At 43.5% G+C, this 22,438-nt stretch carries 17 protein-coding genes and 1 other annotated feature; of the genes, 6 read left to right on the forward strand and 11 right to left on the reverse strand.

What is annotated here, in order from left to right; translation table 11 throughout:
- Positions 1 to 58: 58 nt before the first annotated feature.
- Together pheA and hpf are read right to left on the reverse strand one after the other, a co-directional pair.
- The gene (gene pheA, locus AC0VXX_RS04430) at positions 59 to 2,053 is read right to left on the reverse strand and encodes a prephenate dehydratase (protein ID WP_475516087.1); all 1,995 of its coding nucleotides are present in this window, start codon (positions 2,051 to 2,053) and stop codon (positions 59 to 61) included.
- A gap of 41 nt (positions 2,054 to 2,094) precedes the next feature.
- Positions 2,095 to 2,215, reverse strand: a sequence feature (Phe leader region).
- Positions 2,216 to 3,048: 833 nt separating this feature from the next.
- Entirely contained in the window at positions 3,049 to 3,423 is a 375-nt protein-coding gene (gene hpf / locus AC0VXX_RS04435) for a ribosome hibernation-promoting factor, HPF/YfiA family (protein WP_475516088.1), read from the reverse strand.
- A 270-nt stretch (positions 3,424 to 3,693) separates the two neighbouring features.
- Here hpf and AC0VXX_RS04440 point away from each other — a divergent pair, with 270 nt between their 5' ends.
- Entirely contained in the window at positions 3,694 to 4,377 is a 684-nt protein-coding gene (locus AC0VXX_RS04440; RefSeq protein WP_475516089.1) for a cytochrome b/b6 domain-containing protein, read from the forward strand.
- Positions 4,378 to 4,565: 188 nt separating this feature from the next.
- Here the strand turns inward: AC0VXX_RS04440 and AC0VXX_RS04445 are convergent, their stop codons facing one another.
- The gene (locus AC0VXX_RS04445) at positions 4,566 to 5,027 is read right to left on the reverse strand and encodes a c-type cytochrome (protein WP_475516090.1); all 462 of its coding nucleotides are present in this window, start codon (positions 5,025 to 5,027) and stop codon (positions 4,566 to 4,568) included.
- A 241-nt stretch (positions 5,028 to 5,268) separates the two neighbouring features.
- Between AC0VXX_RS04445 and trpR the strand changes: the two genes are divergently transcribed.
- Positions 5,269 to 5,547, forward strand: coding sequence for a trp operon repressor (gene trpR, locus AC0VXX_RS04450; protein ID WP_475516091.1), 279 nt, complete (start codon positions 5,269 to 5,271; stop codon positions 5,545 to 5,547).
- A gap of 400 nt (positions 5,548 to 5,947) precedes the next feature.
- Here the strand turns inward: trpR and slyD are convergent, their stop codons facing one another.
- On the reverse strand, positions 5,948 to 6,565 hold the full coding sequence (slyD, locus tag AC0VXX_RS04455) for a peptidylprolyl isomerase (RefSeq protein ID WP_475516092.1): 618 nt from the start codon (positions 6,563 to 6,565) through the stop codon (positions 5,948 to 5,950).
- A gap of 721 nt (positions 6,566 to 7,286) precedes the next feature.
- Between slyD and thrA the strand changes: the two genes are divergently transcribed.
- Genes thrA through thrC form a run of 3 tightly spaced genes read left to right on the forward strand, consistent with a single transcriptional unit; the run spans position 7,287 to position 12,004 of the window.
- Positions 7,287 to 9,755: a bifunctional aspartate kinase/homoserine dehydrogenase I gene (thrA, locus tag AC0VXX_RS04460; protein WP_475516093.1), complete on the forward strand. Its 2,469-nt coding sequence runs from the start codon at positions 7,287 to 7,289 to the stop codon at positions 9,753 to 9,755.
- Positions 9,752 to 10,687, forward strand: coding sequence for a homoserine kinase (gene thrB / locus AC0VXX_RS04465; RefSeq protein WP_475516094.1), 936 nt, complete (start codon positions 9,752 to 9,754; stop codon positions 10,685 to 10,687). Before thrA ends, thrB begins: the two co-directional genes overlap by 4 nt.
- A gap of 30 nt (positions 10,688 to 10,717) precedes the next feature.
- Complete coding sequence (thrC, locus tag AC0VXX_RS04470; protein ID WP_475516095.1) at positions 10,718 to 12,004, forward strand: threonine synthase; 1,287 nt, start codon at positions 10,718 to 10,720, stop codon at positions 12,002 to 12,004.
- 139 nt (positions 12,005 to 12,143) lie between these two features.
- Here the strand turns inward: thrC and nfo are convergent, their stop codons facing one another.
- Positions 12,144 to 13,004, reverse strand: coding sequence for a deoxyribonuclease IV (nfo, locus tag AC0VXX_RS04475; RefSeq protein WP_475516096.1), 861 nt, complete (start codon positions 13,002 to 13,004; stop codon positions 12,144 to 12,146).
- 516 nt (positions 13,005 to 13,520) lie between these two features.
- A complete protein-coding gene (locus AC0VXX_RS04480; protein ID WP_475514308.1) occupies positions 13,521 to 14,408 on the reverse strand; it encodes an IS982 family transposase in 888 nt (295 codons plus the stop codon).
- 133 nt (positions 14,409 to 14,541) lie between these two features.
- On the opposite strand from AC0VXX_RS04480, the gene AC0VXX_RS04485 reads away from it, so the two are divergent.
- Positions 14,542 to 15,084 (forward strand): hemerythrin domain-containing protein, encoded by a 543-nt coding sequence (locus AC0VXX_RS04485; protein WP_475516097.1) that lies wholly within the window; start codon positions 14,542 to 14,544, stop codon positions 15,082 to 15,084.
- A 73-nt stretch (positions 15,085 to 15,157) separates the two neighbouring features.
- Here the strand turns inward: AC0VXX_RS04485 and AC0VXX_RS04490 are convergent, their stop codons facing one another.
- The 5 genes from AC0VXX_RS04490 to AC0VXX_RS04510 all read right to left on the reverse strand — a co-directional run bounded on the left by AC0VXX_RS04490 (position 15,158) and on the right by AC0VXX_RS04510 (position 22,132).
- The gene (locus tag AC0VXX_RS04490; protein WP_475516098.1) at positions 15,158 to 15,349 is read right to left on the reverse strand and encodes a DUF3545 family protein; all 192 of its coding nucleotides are present in this window, start codon (positions 15,347 to 15,349) and stop codon (positions 15,158 to 15,160) included.
- Between the two features lie 218 nt (positions 15,350 to 15,567).
- The gene (pgi, locus tag AC0VXX_RS04495; RefSeq protein WP_475516099.1) at positions 15,568 to 17,205 is read right to left on the reverse strand and encodes a glucose-6-phosphate isomerase; all 1,638 of its coding nucleotides are present in this window, start codon (positions 17,203 to 17,205) and stop codon (positions 15,568 to 15,570) included.
- Positions 17,206 to 17,220: 15 nt separating this feature from the next.
- Entirely contained in the window at positions 17,221 to 18,177 is a 957-nt protein-coding gene (tal, locus tag AC0VXX_RS04500; RefSeq protein WP_475516100.1) for a transaldolase, read from the reverse strand.
- A 266-nt stretch (positions 18,178 to 18,443) separates the two neighbouring features.
- On the reverse strand, positions 18,444 to 19,538 hold the full coding sequence (locus AC0VXX_RS04505) for an OmpA family protein (protein WP_475516101.1): 1,095 nt from the start codon (positions 19,536 to 19,538) through the stop codon (positions 18,444 to 18,446).
- Between the two features lie 230 nt (positions 19,539 to 19,768).
- Complete coding sequence (locus AC0VXX_RS04510) at positions 19,769 to 22,132, reverse strand: phosphoketolase family protein (protein WP_475516102.1); 2,364 nt, start codon at positions 22,130 to 22,132, stop codon at positions 19,769 to 19,771.
- Positions 22,133 to 22,438: the final 306 nt, after the last annotated feature.

The raw sequence follows: 22,438 nt of genomic DNA on the forward strand, positions 1-22,438 counted from the left end.
TATAAAAAGAGGGTGTTTAGCCCTCTTTTTATATGCCGTTCAATGCTCCATGTATGCTTTAACTACGGTATAACTCACTTAAGCTGCGACAGTGGCGGTGTATTTGCTCATCGAAACTGCCTATATCTGGCATCACCAGCAGGATTAATCCGTCAGCATGTAACTGTTTTGCTGCTATGGCTATATCGGTCTGGTTAAGCACTTCACAGGCATAACTGGTATTTATGATTATTGGCAGGTGACTCATGGCTTTTATTTGCACCAGAGCGGCTAAATCCAAAGCGGGTTTAACGGCGTCATTAAAGGTTCTTATGCCCGATTCACACAAGATAACCTGTTGATTACCGCAAGATAGGATGGTTTCAGCGCCATCGAGAAATTCCTCGATACTGGCCATGGTATTACGCTCTAGAATAACTGGTATGTGCAGTGCACCAATTTGTTGCAGTAATGCTTTGTTGTGCATCTGTTTACCGCCGATAAGTAAGATATCCGCATGTTCAACAGCGTGCTTTAATTCGGTTTCGTATTCGATTTCGAGCATGCAGCTTAAATCGAATTGGTGTAAGGCACGTTTTACTTGATCCAATAGCGGACTGACTTGTTGAATATGATGTATTCCGGTGAGCAGTACGGCTTGGAAACCCGCTTCTTTTAGTTGTTTTGCTTGTTGACCAAAGTCTTGATTATCCGTGGTTAATCTAAGCTGTGCGATAGCGGCAAATTGTCCAGCACCTATGGCCAATTGTCCATGAGCGATCTGGGTAAGTTGAGGCTTTTGAGTCAAGCTCCAGCGTCGATGAGACGTTTGTATACGGCTATCATTATTGTTGTTGCTATCGTCAAATTCAGCCGTTCTGCTGGTAGTAGGCTCTATCATAAGCTGGCTATTGCTCAGCTGTGTTGGGTTAACTGTTTCACAGGGGTAGCAACCTAATACCTTGATAAAGCGAGTGATACGCTCCAGCTCGTTAAGGGCTTTTTGCATCGACTCACTCGATAAATTGGCATCTAGGTCTAGGTAGAACATCTCCTCCCAGGGCGTTCCCGGGATTGGGCGAGATTCCAGTTTGCTCATGTTGAGGTTGTGTGCTTTAAGCACTAATAAGGCTTCTACTAAGGCTCCGGGTTTTTGTCCTGTGGCCATGATCAGGGTGCATTTGGCCGGGAGTTGTTCTGGTACTGCCACAGCTTTACGTGCAACTACGATGAAACGGCTTTGATTAATTTTTTGATTGGCGAGTTCTTTCTCTATCGCTTCTAGCTGATACAGTGCGCCACCTTCGGCGCTGCCAATGGCGGCAACAGTCATATCTTTACTTGCTAAGACTTGTTCCATCGCTTCGGCGCTACTTGAGCAATATTCTAACTTGAGTTCAGGATGATGGCTTAAAAAACGACTACATTGGCTTATGGGTTGTGGGTGGGCGTAGACGGTCTTAATTTGAGCCAACTGAGTACCTGGGTGAGCGAGTAAACAGTGACCGACCTCGATAGTGGTTTCACCAACAATGGACAAGCTTGTATGTTGCAGTACGTCATAGACTTCATTTATCGATCCCGATGAAGTGTTTTCTATCGGTAAAAAACCATAATCGGCGTGACCAGACTCTACCGCTTGTACTATTTCATCGAAGCTTTTACAGCCCAAGTCTTGCATATTGACTTGGCGGCGGTCGCAATAGCGAGTGGCGGCTAAGTATGAATAGGAGCCGCGGGCCCCTAAATAAGCAATAGTGTATTGCTGTTTTTGCAATGTAGGATTCGCTCGTCCTTGCAAGTAAGCTTGCTGATTGAGTACTGAGTCTTCGATAATACTTTGGTATAGCGACAACACATAGTGTGCATCTAATCCCTGTTCACGCCCCTGTTTAACCAACCGGGTTAATAATTCCTTTTCTCTTTGCGTGTCACGAATGGGGCGAATATCAACCTCTTTACTGCGGGCAACATCTAAACTTAAGTCGCGGCGCCTGGCGAGCAGTGCCAGTAGTTCATTGTCGAGTGCACTGATCTGTTCCCGCGTGTGATTTAAGGAATGTGGTTTGGTCATGCTGTCCTCTGTATATGAACGAGTATCTGGTTACGTTTTAAAACAAAAAAGCCTCCCTGAGGGAGGCTTTGGAATTTTCACTTTCGTTTTTACACCGAAACTCCGCCTCCCTAAAAGGATGGAATAAAAAAGAAAGTAAAAAAAGTGACGCTAGTTATTTTCATAGCCATCAAATTAGATCGCTACGTTGTGAGTGTCAATGAAAAGTTATGCAGTATGTCAATTTATCATTTTAGGCGTAGTATGAAAAAGCGCACCATCAGGTGCGCTTAGTTGGAGCTTAGATTGCATTCTCAAAATCGGTAGGCCCTCCTCTAACTTACTAAGGATCTGTTGCTTACCCTAATTCAACTTGGTAGTGAATTGGTCTAGATCCTGCTGACAACTCGGCGACGATGCTATTACATTAGCGATGTTCCAGGCGTTGATTAAATCAATGTTGCGTGGCTTTTTCTGTCGCCGTTAAAAACTCATTTGCCTTTCACTCAAACTGTGATCTCTCCTTAATGCTGTTACTGCGCCATTAACATTCACTTTCGTTGTGAAACTGGCGACCTTACCAAAGAGAGACGACCATTACTGTTTAGCTCGTTAGCTGATCCTTGTTGGTACATTTGGGTACCATAAGGCTAGGATAGTCGTCGTTTTTTATTGTGTTGCAAAATCGAATTCAAGTGTCGGCGTTCTCCTATATCTATTTCAGGTTTACCTTGTATTACTGTTTCTCAATACCGCTCTACCTTCAAGTATAACAAGGGGTGGCAACATCGCTAGTTTGTTAGCTAGATTCCTCCAGTAAGTTGATAACTCGTTGAGGCGGTTATTAGCTGCCAAGACCCAATCGATATAACACGAAAGGCATGTTCATTTTAATTATTAAGCATTTATCGAAAATACAATATAGCAACTGTAGACAATGTAGCTAGTTTGCTAGCGATATTCCTCGGTGTTTATTGAGGCTAAAATTATTGTCTACAGTCTCAACAATAACTCCTCTACGCGATATACTCCTTATCAAATGTCTCTTCATATTCATCTTCTAAGTCATCACCAACAACATCATTATCGATGACAGGTACTGCGCGACGTGCTCCTTCGGGTTTGTGGTTTAAACGGTTGAGTTGCTTTTCAAGCTTTTGTCCCATGGCATTGATTGCGGCATAAAGATCTTTATCTGTTGCTTGGGCAAATAATTGATTACTGGGAATACCGACCGATGCTTCTATCTTAAATCCTTGCTTCTCTTGTTCTATGATGACATGCGGATTAATTAATTGGATATCGTGTCTGCTGAGTTTCTCCAATCGACTTTCGATACGTTCACGGATAGGGGCAGTTACGTCGAAATCTTTGCTAGTAATCTTTATCATATATCCAACCTTGTCTTTGCTTCCTTGAGTTCAGATTACCAATTTGGCGCACTAATAATGTGATCTAGATCGTGTTTGGTGGCGGTATTTTTATGTTCAACGCTTTATTTGATGTCATCGACAAATTGGCTAAATAAACATTAGGAATAGCTTGTATTTCTTATTTTAAGACGTCATATTTGATTAGATAACTTCAGAAATTCATTTCTATTGCCTCTATGAGTCGCTTCAAATATCATCTCACGCATCTTCTGTTGTAAAGGAAATGAGATGTCTTCCAAATTGTCGAGTGTCGATAATAAAATCAAATTAAAGGTGTGGGATCTACCCACGCGAGTCTTTCATTGGGGCATGATTGGGCTACTCGGTGCATTGTGGTGGAGCGCCGATGCGGGAGAAATGCAATGGCATCAGATATTTGCTTACTCATTAATGGTATTAATTATATTTCGCCTACTATGGGGCTTCATCGGTAGTGATACCGCGCGCTTTAGCCATTTCGTGAAGCCACCTCATCAAGTTATCCGTTATTTAAAGCAACCGACTAAAGCTACGCTTGGGCATAATCCATTAGGTGGCTATATGGTAGTAACTATGATGGTGATACTGCTAGTGCAGTTAAGCAGTGGTCTGTTTGCTACCGATGAAGTGTTTACCGAAGGGCCGCTTTATCGTTACGTTACTAGTGAACTTGGCAGCACGTTAACCTGGTTACATAAGATGAACTTTAATCTGCTATTAGCACTGGCGGCTATGCATGTGTTAGCGGTTATTGTGCATAGTTTTAAAGGTGATAAGTTGGTGGGCGCAATGATCACAGGTTATAAATATGTCACTCAAGATATGGTTGCTGAGTTGAGATTTCGCTCTAATATTATTGCATTAATCTTGGTAGGTCTATTGATGGGCTTGGCGGTCAATTACTTGATTTTGCCGTTAACTGTAATGTTGTAGTTGTTAGATAAAATAGCCATATAAAAAAGGTTAGCGGCAGATACCGCTAACCTTTTTAGTATTCGTTTTAATAACAGTATCCATGTAAGTGAATAAGTGATTATTTAATTTTTATTATTAAATATCAGTGCATTAACTTACATCTTGGCTAGTTGGCATAGTAGTTAGGCAAGCTCTGTTACTGGCGATTAGTCTTTTTTGTAGACGTCGTGGCAACCTTTACAGCTCTTACCAGTAGCCATAAATGCTGCTTTAAATGCGTTTTTATCATCACCTTGTGCAGCAACGGCAAGCTTAGCTGCATTATCCTGAAACTCACTCATTTTGCTGTCAAAATCAGCCTTGTCGCTCCATATTTTAGCCAATGCTTCTGTATTGCCTTTATCTGAACCTGCCACAAAACCTTCTGCTGGTAGTTGACTTAAGGCGGCAACATTTTGCGCGCGCATAGCGAATACTTCAGCGTCAAACGGTTTTTCACCCTTCAACATAGCGCCCATATCACCAAAGTTGTATGCGATTAGACCAAATGCTGATTGGCGATATTCGATTGCATCCTCGACTTCTTTAAAGTTGTTAGCGTGTGCTACTGAAGCTAGCATGGCGCTGCCAGCAAGTGCGAATAGGCCTAACTTAATCTGTTTTTTCATTGGATGGCTCTCACGATTTTTGATGTTTATGTGACTTGGTGCAATTATTCTAAGCGCAATTAACTGTCAGATACCAATCATTTTTTATTAAAGTTACTTCAAAGTTTGTTGCCAAATGTGTTTCATAGATGAAAGCCTAAATATCACGGTGATTATCATGTTTTAGACTGACTTTTATAGCCTTTAGTACCGCTTTGTTGCTACACTTTCGTAATGGTCAACGATTACAACAGAGGTTGCTGTGCGCGCCAATTGGGATCTAGTGTTAGATAAAGTAATGACTCATCAAAAGCCTGGTGAATTGAACGCATTATTTGAATTATTACTCACTGAAGAGGAACGAAGTGCCGTTGCCGGCCGTTTAAAAGTGTTTCAAGCCCTGTTACTGGGGGAAATGAGTCAACGGCAGATGGCAGCTGAGTTTGAGATAAGTATTGCGACCATTACTCGTTGCTCTAATTATCTTAAACATATGAGCGAGGCGCAACGCGATACGGTTCGAGCCTTAATATTGTCATAAAAACTTCTATGATGTTCTGCCACTATGCTCATTATTTATAAATTGCTAATAAGTAAGTGCAGCCTTATTGTAAAGATAAGGTTGCTATTATTAGGCAGTATATAAGTGGTGCTTGAGAAGCCTTGAGTCAGGATTATCTGGACTGAGACGCTTTCGATAATGCGACTGCTGGATATAAAATATAAGCGATGTAATAGCCTAAAGTAATGGCGATTAGCTTAACTATTGGTGACTATCGATGTGAAGAGGTTGATTAAGCAGTTAAAGTAAGTGAAAGTCTAAAATAAAAAAGCTGGCAAAATCCTAAAAAAGGCTGCCAGCTTTCAATATTACAACTCGAGTCTTATATCGTCGGATCAATTACAACTTGAGTATTAAATCATCATCTGATGATAAGTGTTTAGTGGCGACAACCACATCCACCATTGCCATCACAGCCTTCTTTGGCTTCTTTATCGCTGTCATCATTGCAGCATCCACCCTCATGGCTGTGGCTTTCACCACCACAACAACCGCCTTCGTGGCTATGTTCATGACCACCACCACAACTGCCGCCAGCATGAATGTGGCCATGGGCAATCTCTTCCTCGGTCGCGTCGCGAACAGCAAGCACCTCAACGGTAAAGTTAAGTGATTGACCGGCTAATGGGTGGTTGCCATCAACAACGACAACATCATCTTTTACTTCTGTCACTTGTACTGGGCGTTGACCCATTTCAGTTTCGGCAATGAAGCGCATACCCGGTACGATATCTTCAATGTCACCAAAGGCTGACAGCGGTACGTCTTGGCGTAGGCCATCATGATAAGGGCCGTAAGCTTGTTCAGCTTCAACGGTAACATCGAGCTTATCACCAACCGTTTTGCCTTCTAATGCCGCTTCTAAACCTGGGATCATATTCTCGGCGCCATGAAGGTAAAGCATTGGTTCACCTTCAAATGAACTTTCAATTAACTCACCTTGTTGGTTTGTTAAGCGGTAATGGATGCTAACAGCTTTGTGTTGGGTGATTATCATATCGCCTCCAATTCAGAATGTGGCGGCATTTTAACTTGCTTTTTAATACTTGGCGATGATCTAGTGCCGCTTCTTGAATGAAAAATTTATAAATTGTGAGTCGGGTTGTTGGCTTGGATGACGAGTGCCATAGGAAGTTGTGATGATGCGGTAGGTTCTACTTGAATTTTTTTTCACTATTTCCAACAAATTATGCATTCATCTTAATTGCAGTAAATGGGGAGAGTTATGATGTTATGTCGACTTTAGTCTTAAACGCTACACAAAGGTCTATTTTGCATTGTTAACTTTTTCTGGAATACTATTTTTACTGTTATCGCCTGTTAATAAAGGAATTAATCTAGGCTATCTGTTTGTGCAGCTTAGATTTATACCGTCCTAAATGGCGAATGTTCGCAATTGTTGATGTTTGAATTGATCTACTTTATATGTTCATCATCAAAGTGATGTGAATTAGCTATTTTTGAGAAAGTTGCCTGTAGGGGGTTGACAGCTGCATACAAAAAAAGCAATTCTAGTTACCACTTAATACACAATTAATTGTGAACAGATAATTATAATGTTTAGCCTAAATTTCGTAGTAACCACCATTATTACAACCACCACGACAACCATCGTGGGGGCCGGCTGAACATACGTAAGATATAAGTATTGAATAAGCCCGCTCCCTCCAAGGAGCGGGCTTTTTTGTTTCTGGGGTAGCGCGGTACAAGGAGATGATATGAAAGTGATGAAGTTTGGTGGTACCTCGCTGGCTAATTGGCAGCGTTTTAATGGCGTGGCAGACATTGTCGCTAGCAGTGCAGAGCAAGAAGGTATTGCCGTTGTGCTTTCAGCCCCAGCAACCGTAACCAATGGGCTGCTTGAAATGGTCGATTTGGCGGTTAGCGGTGGTGATTTTCTACTTGTACTGAATAAGGTTAAGCTGGTTTTTGACCAGCTATATCAGCAGGCGGGTCAAGAGAAACTCTCCTCGCAGCAGTCTAGTGATCTTCAGCGAGTATTGGACAAGCAATTGTCGCTTTGGCATGACAAACTGCAAGGGATCATGCTACTTGGCGAATGTCCCGATTATGTTCGCGCTGAAATCATCGTGGGTGGCGAAAAATTATCTGCGGCCTTAATGGAACAGTTAATGTTGGCTCGAGAAATATCGGCTAGTCAACTTGTGCCACAACACTTATTTTTAGCGACAGGTGAAGTGCTTGAATCTTTAGTCGATATTAATGCCAGTAAACAACGATTTGCCGCGATTTCGCTTGATGCTCATCGAGTGTGGGTCATGCCTGGCTTTACCGCTGGTGATAAGCATGGACGCATAGTTACCCTTGGGCGCAATGGTTCAGACTATTCGGCGGCGGTATTATCTGCCTGTATCGATGCTAGTTGCTGTGAAATATGGACCGACGTAGACGGGGTGTACAACACTGATCCTCGCGTGGTGGCCGACGCTAAACTATTAACTCAATTGAGCTATCAAGAAGCAATGGAGCTGTCTTACTTTGGTGCCAAAGTACTGCATCCTAAAACCATCTCTCCTATTGCCCAATATCATATCCCTTGTTATATCCGTAATAGCTTTAATCCAGATGCACCAGGGACATTGGTGTCTAACCAAGTCGATAAGACAGGCCTTAATGTTAAGGCTATCTCTAACCTCGATGAACAGACCATGTTTGACATCGCAGGCCCAGGCATGAAGGGCATGGTTGGCATGGCTAGTCGCACCTTAGGGGCTATCTCTCGTTCGGGCGTTTCGGTCTCATTGATCACCCAGAGCTCATCTGAATACAGCATTAGCTTCTGTGTTGCGACACAAGATGCGGACAAAGTGCGTATGGCGTTAGAGCAAGAATTTGAGCTTGAACTGAAAAGTGACATTCTTGAAGAGATAGAGATGCGTCATCACTTGGCGATAGTGTCGTTAATTGGTGATGGTATGCGCACTCATAAAGGCGTTGCTGGTAAGTTTTTTCAGGCGTTAGCACAGGCGAACGTTAATATTGTGGCAATTGCTCAAGGTTCATCTGAGCGCTCTATTTCGGCGGTGATTGAGCTGCGTAAGACTAAACATGCTATCGCCGCCTGTCATCAGCGCTTCTTTGATGTGCAGCATTATCTGGATGTATTTTTAGTCGGTTGTGGCAATGTTGGGGCTGGGTTACTTGAGCAGATAAAACAACAATCAGAGATGCTTAAAGCGCAGCATATTACCGTCAGAGTCTGTGGTATTGCTAATTCTCGCCAGATGTTGCTCGATGCTCAAGGTGTTGATCTTAATCATTGGCAAGGGCGCTTAAGTGACAGCCAACAAGATTATGATTTAAATCAGATGCTAGCATGGGCGACTGAGCAGCAATTACTTAATCCTGTATTGGTTGATTGTACCTCTAGTGAGTTGGTTGCCGATCGTTACCTAGATGTCATGAATGCCGGCTTACATGTGGTTACGCCTAATAAGAAAGCCAACACACGAGACTTAGATTACTACCGCGCGTTAAGGCAAACAGCTTTAAAACAGCGTCGTCAATTTTTGTATGAAACAACAGTAGGTGCCGGCTTACCTGTGATTGATAACCTTAAAAAACTGTTATTTGCTGGCGATAAATTGCAAAAATTCAATGGCATATTATCGGGCTCGTTATCCTTTATTTTTGGCATGCTTGATGAAGGTATGACCCTATCTGAGGCCACCAAAATTGCTCGTGACAAGTGCTTTACTGAGCCCGATCCGAGAGATGATTTGAGCGGCATGGACGTAGCTCGCAAGGTGTTGATCTTAGCTCGCGAAGTGGGAATGGAAATTGAGTTAAGTGATATTGTGGTTGAATCAGTATTGCCCGCGCATTTTGATGCTTCAGGCGATGTTTCGGCCTTTATGCACCATTTAGCGTCTCTCGACAGTGAAATAGCAGAGCGAGTAAAAGAGGCTAAGGCGCAAGGTAAAGTCCTGCGCTATGTTGGGCAAATTGATGAGCAAGGTTGCCGAGTTAAGATAGCGGAAGTCGATGCAAACGATCCACTCTATAGTGTGAAAGGGGGCGAAAATGCGCTGGCCTTTTACAGCCGTTACTATCAGCCAATCCCGTTTGTGCTGCGCGGCTATGGTGCTGGCACCGATGTGACTGCTGCAGGGGCCTTTGCGGATCTTCTCAGAACACTTAACTGGACTAGGGAGATGGGCGCATGAGTTTAACGGTTTATGCACCTGCGTCGATGGGCAATGTGGGGGTGGGCTTTGATTTACTCGGTGCGGCGTTAGCGCCCATCGATGGCACATTGCTTGGCGATTGCGTCAGTATTGAACCAGCTTTAACGGGAATATCGCTATCGCTGGCGGGCCATTGGGCCGACAAATTGCCTGCCGATGCGGCCGACAATATTGTCTATCAATGTGCTGAGTTTTTTTTAGCGCAATTAGATAGTCAGGCGGGCATCGCTATGACGCTGGAGAAGAATCTTCCCGTGGGCAGTGGTCTAGGCTCCAGTGCATCATCAGTGGTAGCGGCTCTATATGCCTTAAATGAATATTTCGATCGCCCTTTTGATGAGCAAGCCTTGCTGCGTTTGATGGGGGAGTTTGAGGGCAAAATTAGCGGCTCGGTGCATTATGATAATGTCGCGCCATGTTATCTAGGTGGCATGCAATTGATGCTGGATGTGCCGCATTCGGTATGTGAAGGGTTACCCGTATTTAAACAGTGGTATTGGGTGGTAGCATACCCAGGGATCTCCTTATCGACCGCTAAAATGCGGGCGTTATTGCCAGAAGTGTATGACAAATCTGTGGCTATCGATTTTGGCCGTTATCTTAGTGCGTTTGTCCACGCCAGTTATAAGCAAGATGCAACCCTTGCCATTGCGGTATTAAAAGATGTGTTAGCCGAGCCTTATCGTGCCAGCGAAATTCCAGGTTATGAACAAGCCCGAGCGGCACTTGCTGAGCTAGGCATGTTAACCACAGGCATTTCTGGCAGCGGTCCAACCCTATTTTCGGTTACTGACGACCTTGCTACCGCGCAGGCGGCGCAAGCATGGCTTGATAGCCACTATGTAAAACAAGGTGTGGGATTTTCTCATATCTGTCAGATTGATACCCAAGGTACTCGTCGGGTCGATTGAATATTATTATCAGATTAAGGCGCACTACAGATGGAACTATATAACTTAAAACACCCGTCGCAGAAAGTTACTTTTACTCAGGCGGTTAAGCTGGGTCTCGGCCGTGATCGAGGGCTGTTCTTTCCGACATTAATCCCTGTCTTAGACAATATGGATGAGCTGTTAGCCATGCCGTTTGTCGAGCGTTCTAAACAGATCTTAGGGGCTTGGCTAGCACAAGAACTCGGTCAGGAGATGGTCGATAAACTGGTCGAAAATGCGTTTAATTTTGAGCTTCCTTTAGTGAAAGCCGATGACAATCGCTACTGTTTAGAGCTATTTCATGGTCCAACATTAGCCTTTAAAGACTTCGGTGCACGCTTTATGGCTCAGTGCCTCAATAGTTTAGCCACCGAAGACAAAATCACCATATTAACGGCCACGTCCGGTGATACAGGCGCAGCCGTTGCTGATGCCTTCTACGGCTTGGATAACATTGAAGTGGTGGTGCTGTACCCCAAAGGTAAGATAAGTCTGCTGCAAGAGAAAATGTTTACCACCCTAGGGGATAACATTCACACCGTTGCTGTAGCGTCAGATTTTGATGCTTGTCAGGATTTAGTCAAAGCTGCATTTGAAGACAGTGATATTCGCGACGGATTACATCTTAATTCGGCCAACTCGATTAATATTAGCCGCTTACTGGCGCAAATTTGTTATTACTTCGAAGCCGTTGCCCAGTTTAAACGCGCCCATAACAGCGATCCTGTGATTGCCGTACCGAGCGGTAATTTTGGCAATCTCACCGCAGGGCTATTTGCCAAAGCGATGGGATTACCTGTGAAACGCTTTGTGGCCGCCACCAACAGCAATGATACCGTCCCGCGTTATTTGACCTTAGGAGATTGGGCGCCTAAGGCCACAGTCGCCACCATGTCTAATGCTATGGATGTGTCTGAGCCAAGTAATTGGCCTAGGGTCGAGGCGATTGTTGAGGCGATGGGCTGGAGTTTAAGTGATATTAGCGGCGTGGCATTATCAGAGGCCGATACTGAGGCAGCATTGTCGCAATTGTATCAAGGTGGTTATCTTTCTGAGCCCCATGCCGCGATTGCGGCGCAGGCCCTATCGATGACCATGAAGCCTAGTGAGCAGGGGGTTTTCCTTGGCACTGCGCATCCGGCCAAATTTAAAGAGGTAGTCGAGGCGTGCTTGTCTATTGAGGTCGGTTTGCCGCCAGCATTAGAGACAGTAAAAGATAAGCCGATATTGTCGGTCAATCTGCCTGCGGATTTCACCGCCCTCAAAGCCCACCTTTTTGCAACGCTGTCACGTTGAGCACGTTAAGGCTTTAGCTCATTTGTTATGAGCTGGTGGGTAAATACGGGGAAGCTTTACCCAATAAAAAGGACGATTGCTACTGCATTCGTCCTTTTGTTATTTTATGCTGGGAAAGTTGTCATCTTTACGGCTTAATTTAAGCGCTAAGCTTGGCTTGACGGCGCAGCCAGTTAATCTCATCAGGCCAATTGGCTGGCTCTATGGTTTCTAAAATTAACGGAATACGCTTTGTGGCCGGCAGTTGCATAATAAAGCTAAATGCCTCATGGCCTATGTGCCCCGCGCCAAGAGAATGATGGCGATCAACGCGGCTATTTAGAGGGGTTTTACTGTCATTAAGATGCATGGCCTTGAGGTATTGATAACCGACAATCTTGTCGAACGTGGTGAAGCTTGTCTCGCAGGCTTCTCTGCTGGTCAAGTCGTATCCTGCGGCAAACATGTGGCAAGTGTCGATACAGATACCAACCCGTGATTTATCTTCAACTTTGTCAATAATTTGCGCTAATTGTTCGAAGCTGTGACCTAAATTTGAACCTTGGCCTGCGGTATTTTCTATTACAGCAGTGACACCTTGGGTGCAGTCTAAAGCTAAGTTTATTGACTCGCTAATGCGGGTGAGACATTGATCAATACTGATCTGCTTTAGATGACTACCAGGGTGAAAATTTAACAAGGTGAGTCCCATCTGCTGGCAACGTTGTAATTCATCGACAAAGGCGTCGCGTGAACGTTCGAGCTGAACCTGATCTGGATGACCGAGATTTATCAAGTAGCTGTCGTGAGGTAAGATAGCATCGACATTGATTTGGGCATCGTAACAGTGTTGCTTAAAGGCTGCTATTTGCTTAGGGCATAAAGGTGCTGATTGCCAACGCCGCTGATTTTTAGTGAATAACGCAAATGCATTGGCGCCAATCTTCTTGGCATTGAGTGGCGCATTGGCGATGCCGCCCGCTGCACTAACGTGGGCACCAACCCAATGTTCATCTTGCATTTATTTCCTACCCTGTTGAAAATTTTTGATAAACCACTCTTTATATGTAAGCCGTATTACTCGGCTGTACATAACGTAATCGTCATCTCGTAGCCATCTAGTTTGTGAGAATCTGTTAGCACTATTAGCACCGACTCTATCGTGTTTATAGCCGTGTCTCAATCACAATGTTCTACTTAATGGCCGCTTTATTGATTCGTTGGTCGATTGGGTGACTTAGCCTTAAATATGACGAACTAGAGCTAGTGGCTGGGGGCTGTTGTGGCGTTGAGCTCGGTATTGAATTGAGCGTATATCTGCTACGGTGGTGGCGTCACTTTAATCAATATTGACGTGCTTGGTGAAGCTCGTGGGGGATTCAATGTGCTGTTTGCATTAGGCCTAATATCAACCAAATTATTAGCAATATACCGTAAGTGATTATTTTAAATTGGTTTTAGTTGATCTGAGTCACATCATAGCGTTGAGTTACATATTAGTGTGAGTTAAAAGCAAACTATTTAACCTCAGATCGGTTTAACGTAACACTGAAATCACGTTGAATTCTGCTGATGTAATATTGAGTTGTGGCTTATTCTCTTTGAGTTGATAAGCCACTAAACCACCTATCACATTAAGCATGAAACCATGTACGCTGCGGTGCCGTGTATGCTCTATTTGTGAGATGTTTTTTAGCTGGTCATTGATTGTTTCGATAATAAATCGTCTAGAAAGCATGGCTCTATCCCATAATGATAAAGCCTTTGCTTTCATATTTTTACGCACGTTATTAACGATAGTTACCCCACGTTCTAATAGGTCGCCTGCTAACGCTTTGCCGATATACCCCTTATCAGCATAGAGTTTATCCATTGATTCAACGACCATATCTTTTACGGGTTTCGTGTCATGAACATTCGCAGGTGTTATTTTGGCTGCAACGATGCCACCTCGATGGTTCACAATAAGATGAAGTTTAAAACCATAGAACCAGCCCATCGTGCCTTTTCCTCGGCTGGCGAGACCTGCTAGCGTTTTATGCCTTGGAATTCGTAAATTATGACAAACCTTAATGCTCGTTGAGTCAACGAACTCGATGCCTGTCGGTTCGCTTTTTAAAGAGGAAAAATAACTGCACATTGGAATGACTGCACTCGGCATGACTTCAAGAAATCGAGTGTAGCTGAGTAAGTTTGGAAAATCAGATTTGTAGAAACGAGCCAGATATCCTGTGTAAAAATTCTTGAAGTCACGATGATTAGACATATGGAAGGCGATGATAATTGTCATAATTTCACTCATCGTCATTCTGCCTGCGCGCTTACGCTTGCGAGTTCCATCGGTTAGGCACTGTTGTTCCCATTGAGGAATAAAAGCATTACAAAAATCATCGACATCACAAAATACATCCACTAAATTATTCATATGCCCTCTGCGTGATTGATTAATCTTGGTCGAGAGATCTGATCACAAAGAGGGCTATTAGTTCAATTTCTTATCCCGAGTTCAGGTTATTTACTATAGTGAATAGAGGCGTTTCATAAGTATGGAGGTGACGATGTTAGCAAGGCTTCATAACGACCATAAGCATATTGCGATACTGTTAACATTATTGCAGAAAAAGCAGCATAGGCTAGAAAATGCCAAGACGGTTAACTTTAATTTGATCCGGGATATCGTTGAATATATGCAAAGTTATACCGAGCATAGTCACCACCCTTTGGAGGATCTCATTGATGACTTTTATACGAAAAAATATGCTACTGAAGTAAATGAAAAACGTTTAGCTGATGAACATGAGAGACTGGTAGAGAGTTCGTCGACATTGATGGCAACATTAAACCTTATTTTAAGTGATATTCCGGTTCAATTAGAGCTGATGAGTGAAGCATTGAAAGAGTATGTCGAACTTCAGACTGAACATATGATTTATGAAGAGCAGCATTTATTTCCGCAATGGCAAGCAAGAATGACCGATGAAGACTGGGTTAGTGTTGCGGCTCAGTGCCAAGAGCGATTGATTTCTGATCCACTGTTTAATGATGACGATAATGTTTTGTTTGAAGAGTTACGTGACTATCTTGCTAAGGTTGATGATTGACTTTCCATGCCGCAATACAGTAAATAAAAATAGCGCTCTGGGCGCTATTTTTATTTACTGTATTGAACAGGCTTTACATCAGAAGGTTATCAAAATCGTAATCGAAACTACTGTCAATATCTTGGAGTTCTTTAAGCAAACGATGTTTCTCTTTGATAGCCTCAATTTCACGCCATTTTCGCTTTTTATTGGAGCTCCGCGAACGACTGCTGGGTCTTTCAATGACGGTATCATCTAGCGCACTACCATAATCTAAACGATTCATGGCAACCTCCTGTTGTTGTATTTTTTCTCATCAATTAAATATCACATTTCCATTTTATGGTGCAAGCTAAATGTTTCATTTTTGTTAATATCAAATGGATATTTTATGATTTTTAGGCGGTACAGGAGGGGGCATTAGACAAGTTGCGTTAAGCTAGAAAATACAAAAGCCAGTCGAAACTGGCTTTAACATTGTTGTTCTTAGCTTTTATATCTTGTTCATTGGTGTTTTGAACGAAATAGATTGATTAATGCATTACTTGAACTGTCGAGCTCATTCGTATCATGCTCTGCTTGTAGTCGACTCAAAATATCATTACCAAGGGTTTTACCCAGTTCAACACCCCATTGGTCGAAGGAGTTAATGTCCCATAGCGCGCCTTGCACAAAGGTTCTGTGCTCATATAGTGCGATTAAGGCACCTAGAGTGGTTGGCGTGAGTTTATTCATTAAAATGGTGTTACTTGGCTTATTGCCTTGCATCACTTTATGTTTAGCGATCAATATTTTTTCATCATGGCTTAATCCGCTAGCACTTAATTCGGCTAAGGCTTCATCATAGGTTCTACCTTGCATCATGGCTTGAGTTTGACCAAAACAGTTTGATGCAAGCTGTACATGATGCTCACCCAATGGATTATGACTTTGTAGCGGCAAAATAAAATCTGCCGGGATCAGTGCCGTTCCTTGGTGAATGAGTTGGTGATAGGCGTGTTGGCCATTGGTTCCTTCTCCTCCCCAGATAACCGGGCCTGTATTGTAGTCAACTTCAGTGCCACCTAATGTCACAGTTTTACCGTTACTTTCCATGTCTAGTTGTTGAAAATAGGCTGGTAGTCCGCGTAAGTAATGGTCATAAGTGAGCACCACATGAGACTGAGCATTATGGAAGTTATTATACAGCAGTGACAACAACCCCATGATAACTGGCATGTTTTGCTCTAATGGTGCGGTTAAGAAATGTTCATCCATCTCTTTAGCACCCTCAAGTAGGGCGTAAAAGTTATCCATGCCGATCAATAGCGCAATAGGCAAACCAATCGCTGACCATAGAGAGTAACGTCCGCCAACCCAATCCCACATAGGGAAAATATTATCAGCGTCCATGCCAAATTCTGTGGCTTTAGTTACGTTAGAGGTAACTGCAACAAAATGTTTTGCAACATCGGCCTGAGTGGCGCCATGGTCGAGAAACCACTGTTTAGCACTTAAGGTATTGGTGAGCGTCTCTTGCGTGCCAAATGACTTTGATGACATCACAAATAGTGTTGTTTCTGGATCAACCAAGCGTAATTTTTCACATAAAGAGGTGGCATCTACGTTGGCGACAAAGTGGCAATTAAGTGACTTATTCCAATAAGGACGAAGTGCCTGAGTCACTATTTTTGGGCCTAAAAATGAGCCTCCAATACCGATGGCAACGATATCGGTAATTGTTTTACCGGTATAACCGCGCCATTTTCCCGAGGTTACAGCATCGACAAATTGGGCCATTTTAGCCTGTGTTTGTTTTACCTCATCAATAATATTACGGCCATCGACCAATACTTGTTGATCTGCATGGGCGCGCAGCGCTGTATGCAATACAGCGCGTTGCTCGGTATTATTGATGATCTCTCCGCTGAACATGGCTTTGATTTTGGCCGTTAAATTGCTCTCATTAGCCAGTGAGAATAATAGTGAAAGCGTTTTCTCATTGGCTCTATTTTTAGAGTAATCAAGCCGTAAGCCACAGCAAGATAATGACATTTTATCAAATCGCAGAGGATCGCTATCAAACAGCGTACGCATATGAGGCAGCAGTGCCGTATGGGCTGCGATGGCAGCCCAAGTGTCGCGTTGAGTTAACTCTGTCATGAGATGCTCCGCCTTTTATGCTTGCAGTTGCGTTTTTAACATCTGTTCAAGTTTGCCTTGATCTACGGCAAAGTTACGTATGCCTTCGGCCAGCTTTTCTACAGCCATAGGATCTTGGTTAAACTCCCAGCGAAATTCGGCTTCTGACATCGGAGTGCCCGGTGCAACGATATCCGTTGTTGGGGTTAACTTTTGTACTACAGGGGTATGACTATTAGCCATCTCTTCAAGGAGGGCTGGACCAATGGTTAAGCGATCGCAACCAGCTAACTCCATTATTTCGCCGGTGTTACGGAAGCTGGCGCCCATCACCACGGTTTTAAACCCATGACGCTTATAGTAGTTGTAGATCTTGGTTACTGATACGACGCCAGGATCCTCGCTCGCCGCGTAGTCTTTACCTGTGTCTTTTTTGTACCAATCGAGAATACGCCCTACAAATGGCGAAATAAGATAAACACCAGCTTCGGCACAGGCCCGTGCTTGTGCAAAGCAAAACAGTAACGTTAGGTTACAGTTGATCCCTTGTTGTTCAAGCTCTTTTGCTGCGCAAATGCCTTCCCAAGTCGAGGCGAGCTTTATCAAAATACGTGATTTATCAATTCCAGCAGCTTCATAAAGCTTGATCAGCTTGTGTGCTTTATCGATAGAACCCGCTTTATCAAACGATAATCTAGCGTCAACTTCGGTCGAGATGCGACCAGGAACAATTTTTAGGACTTCTACACCAATATTGACAGCCAGTTTGTCGCCCGCGTCGGCTATTTGTTGTTCAAGATCGTCGCTCTGAGCCTTAGCCCAGACAATCGCATCATCTATTAGGTGTTGATATTCAGGGATTTGTGCTGCTTTGAGGATAAGTGACGGGTTAGTCGTGGCATCTTGTGGTTGATAACGCTTGATCGCCTCGATATCGCCAGTGTCGGCAACGATAGTGGTGATCGATTTGAATTGCTCTAGTGTATTAGCCATGAAAATTACATCCTTCTTAAGAAGCAGCTTAAGTTTTGTTGTTTACTAACCGCTATTAGACGCGATTTTGCCGATATTTCCAACCATGATTGAAAAAAAATTACAGAAAAGTTGCTAAATATCGTGCAGGTGCCCTAGCGGCGGCATATTGTCTAGCTATTTAGTTTATCTTATTGCTAATTAGTATACGTTGTTAAGTGTGGCAATAAATAAAATCGCTGCCTAAGCAGCGATTTTTATCCTTAATGGATGTGACTAGCAACTAATTACCGCATTACAGGTTCGGTACGCACACCAGTCACATGTGCCTCGATACGGCGGTTTGCTTTGTTTGCTTCAGCAGAGCGACCTTCAATGATTGGTTGGGTAATACCATAACCTTTTGCAGATACGCGATCTCGACTGACACCATATGTGTTTACCAGAATATCAGCAACCGCCATTGCACGGCGCTTTGAAAGATCCATGTTGTAATCGGGATCACCTACATTCGAGGCGTGACCAGAGATAAGTACGGTTGAAGAGGGGTTCTCCTTCATGTATGTCGCAAGTTTCTCTATACGCTCATATGATTCTTGCTTAACTGCTGCAGAGTTGTTGGCGAATAGAATAGAGCCAAGATCACGTTGCTCCGTTACTTCTTTGTAGATAGTACAACCATTGGCGTCGACTTTATGGGTTGTAGGAGTATTGGGGCATTGATCCATATCGTCGGTGACACCATCATTATCAGAGTCAACTGGAGCTGCAACTACAACTGGATCGGGCACGGTATGGCCGAAGCGATAACTTAGTTCAAGACCCCAGTAGTTGCTTTCCATCTCTAGGGTGTTCCATTTATCTTCATCGAGATTTTCATAGCGACGGTATTTAGCTTGCAGTTTGAAGTTTTCAGTAAAGTTATAGCCGATACCTGCACCAACATAGGGGGCAATACCGTTGTCGCTGTAGTATTCGCTACCCCACTGTTTGTTGTTTGAGAGCACGTAGTTCATAGCACCTGCTTCAGCAGAAAGGCTCCAACGATCCGCGAATGGCCAAAAACCAACTAAACCTAAGGTCATGCCTTTAGCGCCAGCATCATTGAGCTTGTTTGCATAATCAACCCACTCGGCGCGGCCAAGATCGCGGTAACCTAGTTCAACGCCGAAATAGTCGTTGAATAGATAACCACCAAAAACGTCCCAAGCATAAGGGTCATCTTCGCCACAGGTTTTCATGGTTTTTTGATCGCAGTTAGGTTCGTAGTTATTTACACCTAATCCACCACCGACATACCATGGGGTAAGTTCTTGTGCTGCATGGGCTGCAAATGGAAGCATTGAGGTCAGCAGAATTGCTTTTAATGTATTATTCATCATTTCAATATCCTTTGATTATTTATCTAGCCCCGAGAGTGTCTATATTGCACGAAAGACACGCTAGCACTTAATGGGGGATCCTTTGCTTTTATCGCTAGCCCTAATATTATCTGTCGATAATTCAGATTTTGCTATTTTTGTTGCAGGTTTTTTGGTTTTTAGTTGTTTTAGTGTAATAAAAAAAGGTGCTCATATGAGCACCTTTGGTCTTTTAGACGGTGAATATTGGCTTAACGAGTCCAGACCCAGTTTTCGATATTGCTTGGGTCAACGCCATTCGCCTTGATGTAATTCCGGTGGTCGACTAAGCGTTGTAGCATATCGGTTGTGATACCTACGTGCTGAGTTTCGTCGATAACGCCTTGTTGGAATAGCTTGTATGCCATATCGATAACAAGGTGGTAGCGAGAAGTACCGTTACGTACTCCCATATCGAATGGAGTCGTAGTCGAACCTTCCTCTTCGTAGCCTTTGATGCGGAATCTGCGGCTGCCTTTGTAATCAAAGACCAACTTTTTAATGGTATTTGGATAGCCGTGATAATTAAATACCACACCTTTATCGGCAGTGAACACTTCATCCATCAACCATGGCTTGCTTTGGAACTCTAGGCTACCTAGACCACTGCTAGTCAACTCAGTTACGCTGACAAAACGGATACGCACTTTTGGTAGTAGCTCTCTAATGAGCACGAGTGAAGCCATTGCTTCTTGTGTGACATAGTCACCACAACCAACAAGGACAACATCTGGATTTTCATCAGAGGCAAAGTCCCAAACCATTACACCATCTTTAGCTTGTTGGCGAGCTTCAGCAAGCGTTAGCCATTGTGGTAATTCTTTCTTACCTGCCACTAAGATGTTGAGCTTGTCACGATCTTGATATGCGCGCTCGGTATAGACTAGCGTGCTGTTACCATCAGCAGGAAGATACGCTGAGATGATCTTAGGATGTTTCTCTAACATCGCCCCTAAGAATGAGGGGTTTTGATGTGAGTAACCGTTATGATCTTGACGTTCAAGCAGAGAAGACAATACCACGTTACATGCAGGCACAGGCTTACGGAAATGTACACCTTGGCTAGCGTATACGTATTTACAGTATTGGTCTGCCATAGACGATACCACTTGCGAGAATGCCTCATATGTGGGGAACATGGCGTGACGACCCGTTACAGTGTAGCCGTGAAGCATACCAAACAGGAGGTTTTCAGACAGCAGCTCAATGACGCGACCATCGCGAGACATATCTTGATCCCAGCTCTCAATCGGCCACTGCCAAGCACGATCGGTTTCTTCAAATACGGCCTGAAGTTGATTTGAATAAGTTTCGTCTGGGCAGAAAATACGTAAGTTACGTTGATCTCGGTTGAGTTTCATCGCATCACGCATCCATTCCCCCATTTTATACATGGATAGACCACGTTGACCACGAGGGGTTTCTGCGCCATAGGCGAGTTTTTCTAGATCAGGTTGGGCTAATGCGCGAACCACTTCACCACCATAACTTAACTTTTGACGTCCGCAAGTGAGTTCTTTTGGAGGAAGTAAAGATTGGATCTCTTCATCAAAAATTAGTTCACCCTTTTCATTGATGCTGTATAGCTCGTCAAATTTATAGCTGGCTAACCAAGCTTCTAATGCATCAAGGTGACCTTTGTCTGTGGCGCACTTGTTAACGATAACTTGGTGTGACTCACAGTTACCTTCCAATTTCTTACCGCCAAATTCAGCAGTACCTGTCCAGCCTTTTGCGGTACGCATAAGGATAACTGGCCAGCGTGGCTTAACCACATCTTCGCCTGAGCGGGCACGCGTTTGAATATCGTTGATCATTGCATAAGACGTATCCATTGCCGCAATCATTTGAGCGTATACGTCTTCTTCAAGCTGATCATCAACGATAATGGGGTGGTAGCCTAACCCTCTAAATTCAAGATCTAGCTCTTCATGACTCATACGTCCCATACGTGTAGGACCTGAGATTTTGTAGCCATTAATATGCACAATCGGTAAAACAGCACCGTTATTTTTTGGTGAAACTAAGCGGTTAGCATACCAAGAAGCAGCTAATGGACCCGTTTCAGACTCACCATCACCAATGAGGCAAGCTGCAATTAGATCTGGATTATCAAGTACCGCGCCCCATGCAACAGAAAGAGAGTAACCTAGTTCACCGCCTTCTAGAATTTGTCCTGGTGCTTCAGGGTTAGCGTGTGATGGGTAACCATACGCTGCTGAAAATTTCTTACAGATATCTTCAATACCCGTCTCATTGTATGGAATGGTTTCTGGGTAGTAATGGCTAAGCGAACCTTCCATGAAAAGGTTCGCTTGTACTGCCGGGAATCCATGACCTGGGCCGACTAAATAGACGAAAGAGCGGTTATGCTTAGCAATGAGGCGATTAACGTTAGCATAAACGAAGTTAATACCAGGACATGTGCCCCAGTGCCCAAGCAGTCTAGGTTTAATATCGCTATGCTCTAAAGGACGTTTGTGAAGTACGTTTTGCTTTAAGTAAATTTGCGATGTGGCAAGAAAGTTGGTTGCTCTAACAAATTTCTTAAGTGCACTGATCTCTTGTTGTGACATAAAGAACCCCATTGATGGTAAGCATTAAAAGTTAATCAAATCTTATGTGGGTCACTATATTTGTAATTTTATTACAAAAACGTGTCCGATATCTTATTTTTAAAAAGTTATAATTTAGTGAGTATGTTAATTGTTTTGGTGTAGCCCTATTGTTGCCTAGGTTATCAGTGTGATTTATTTTTGTGATATTGCGTGATCGGCGTGTCGCATAGATGGGTAATTGTGATCTGGATCACATGGTGGTTTTTTGAGGTTATGCTATTTTGGCGCGTTGAATCCGGTAGGCATGATGTTTAGGCATCATGA

The sequence above is a fragment of the Shewanella sp. QJM3NY_23 genome, assembly GCF_056173105.1.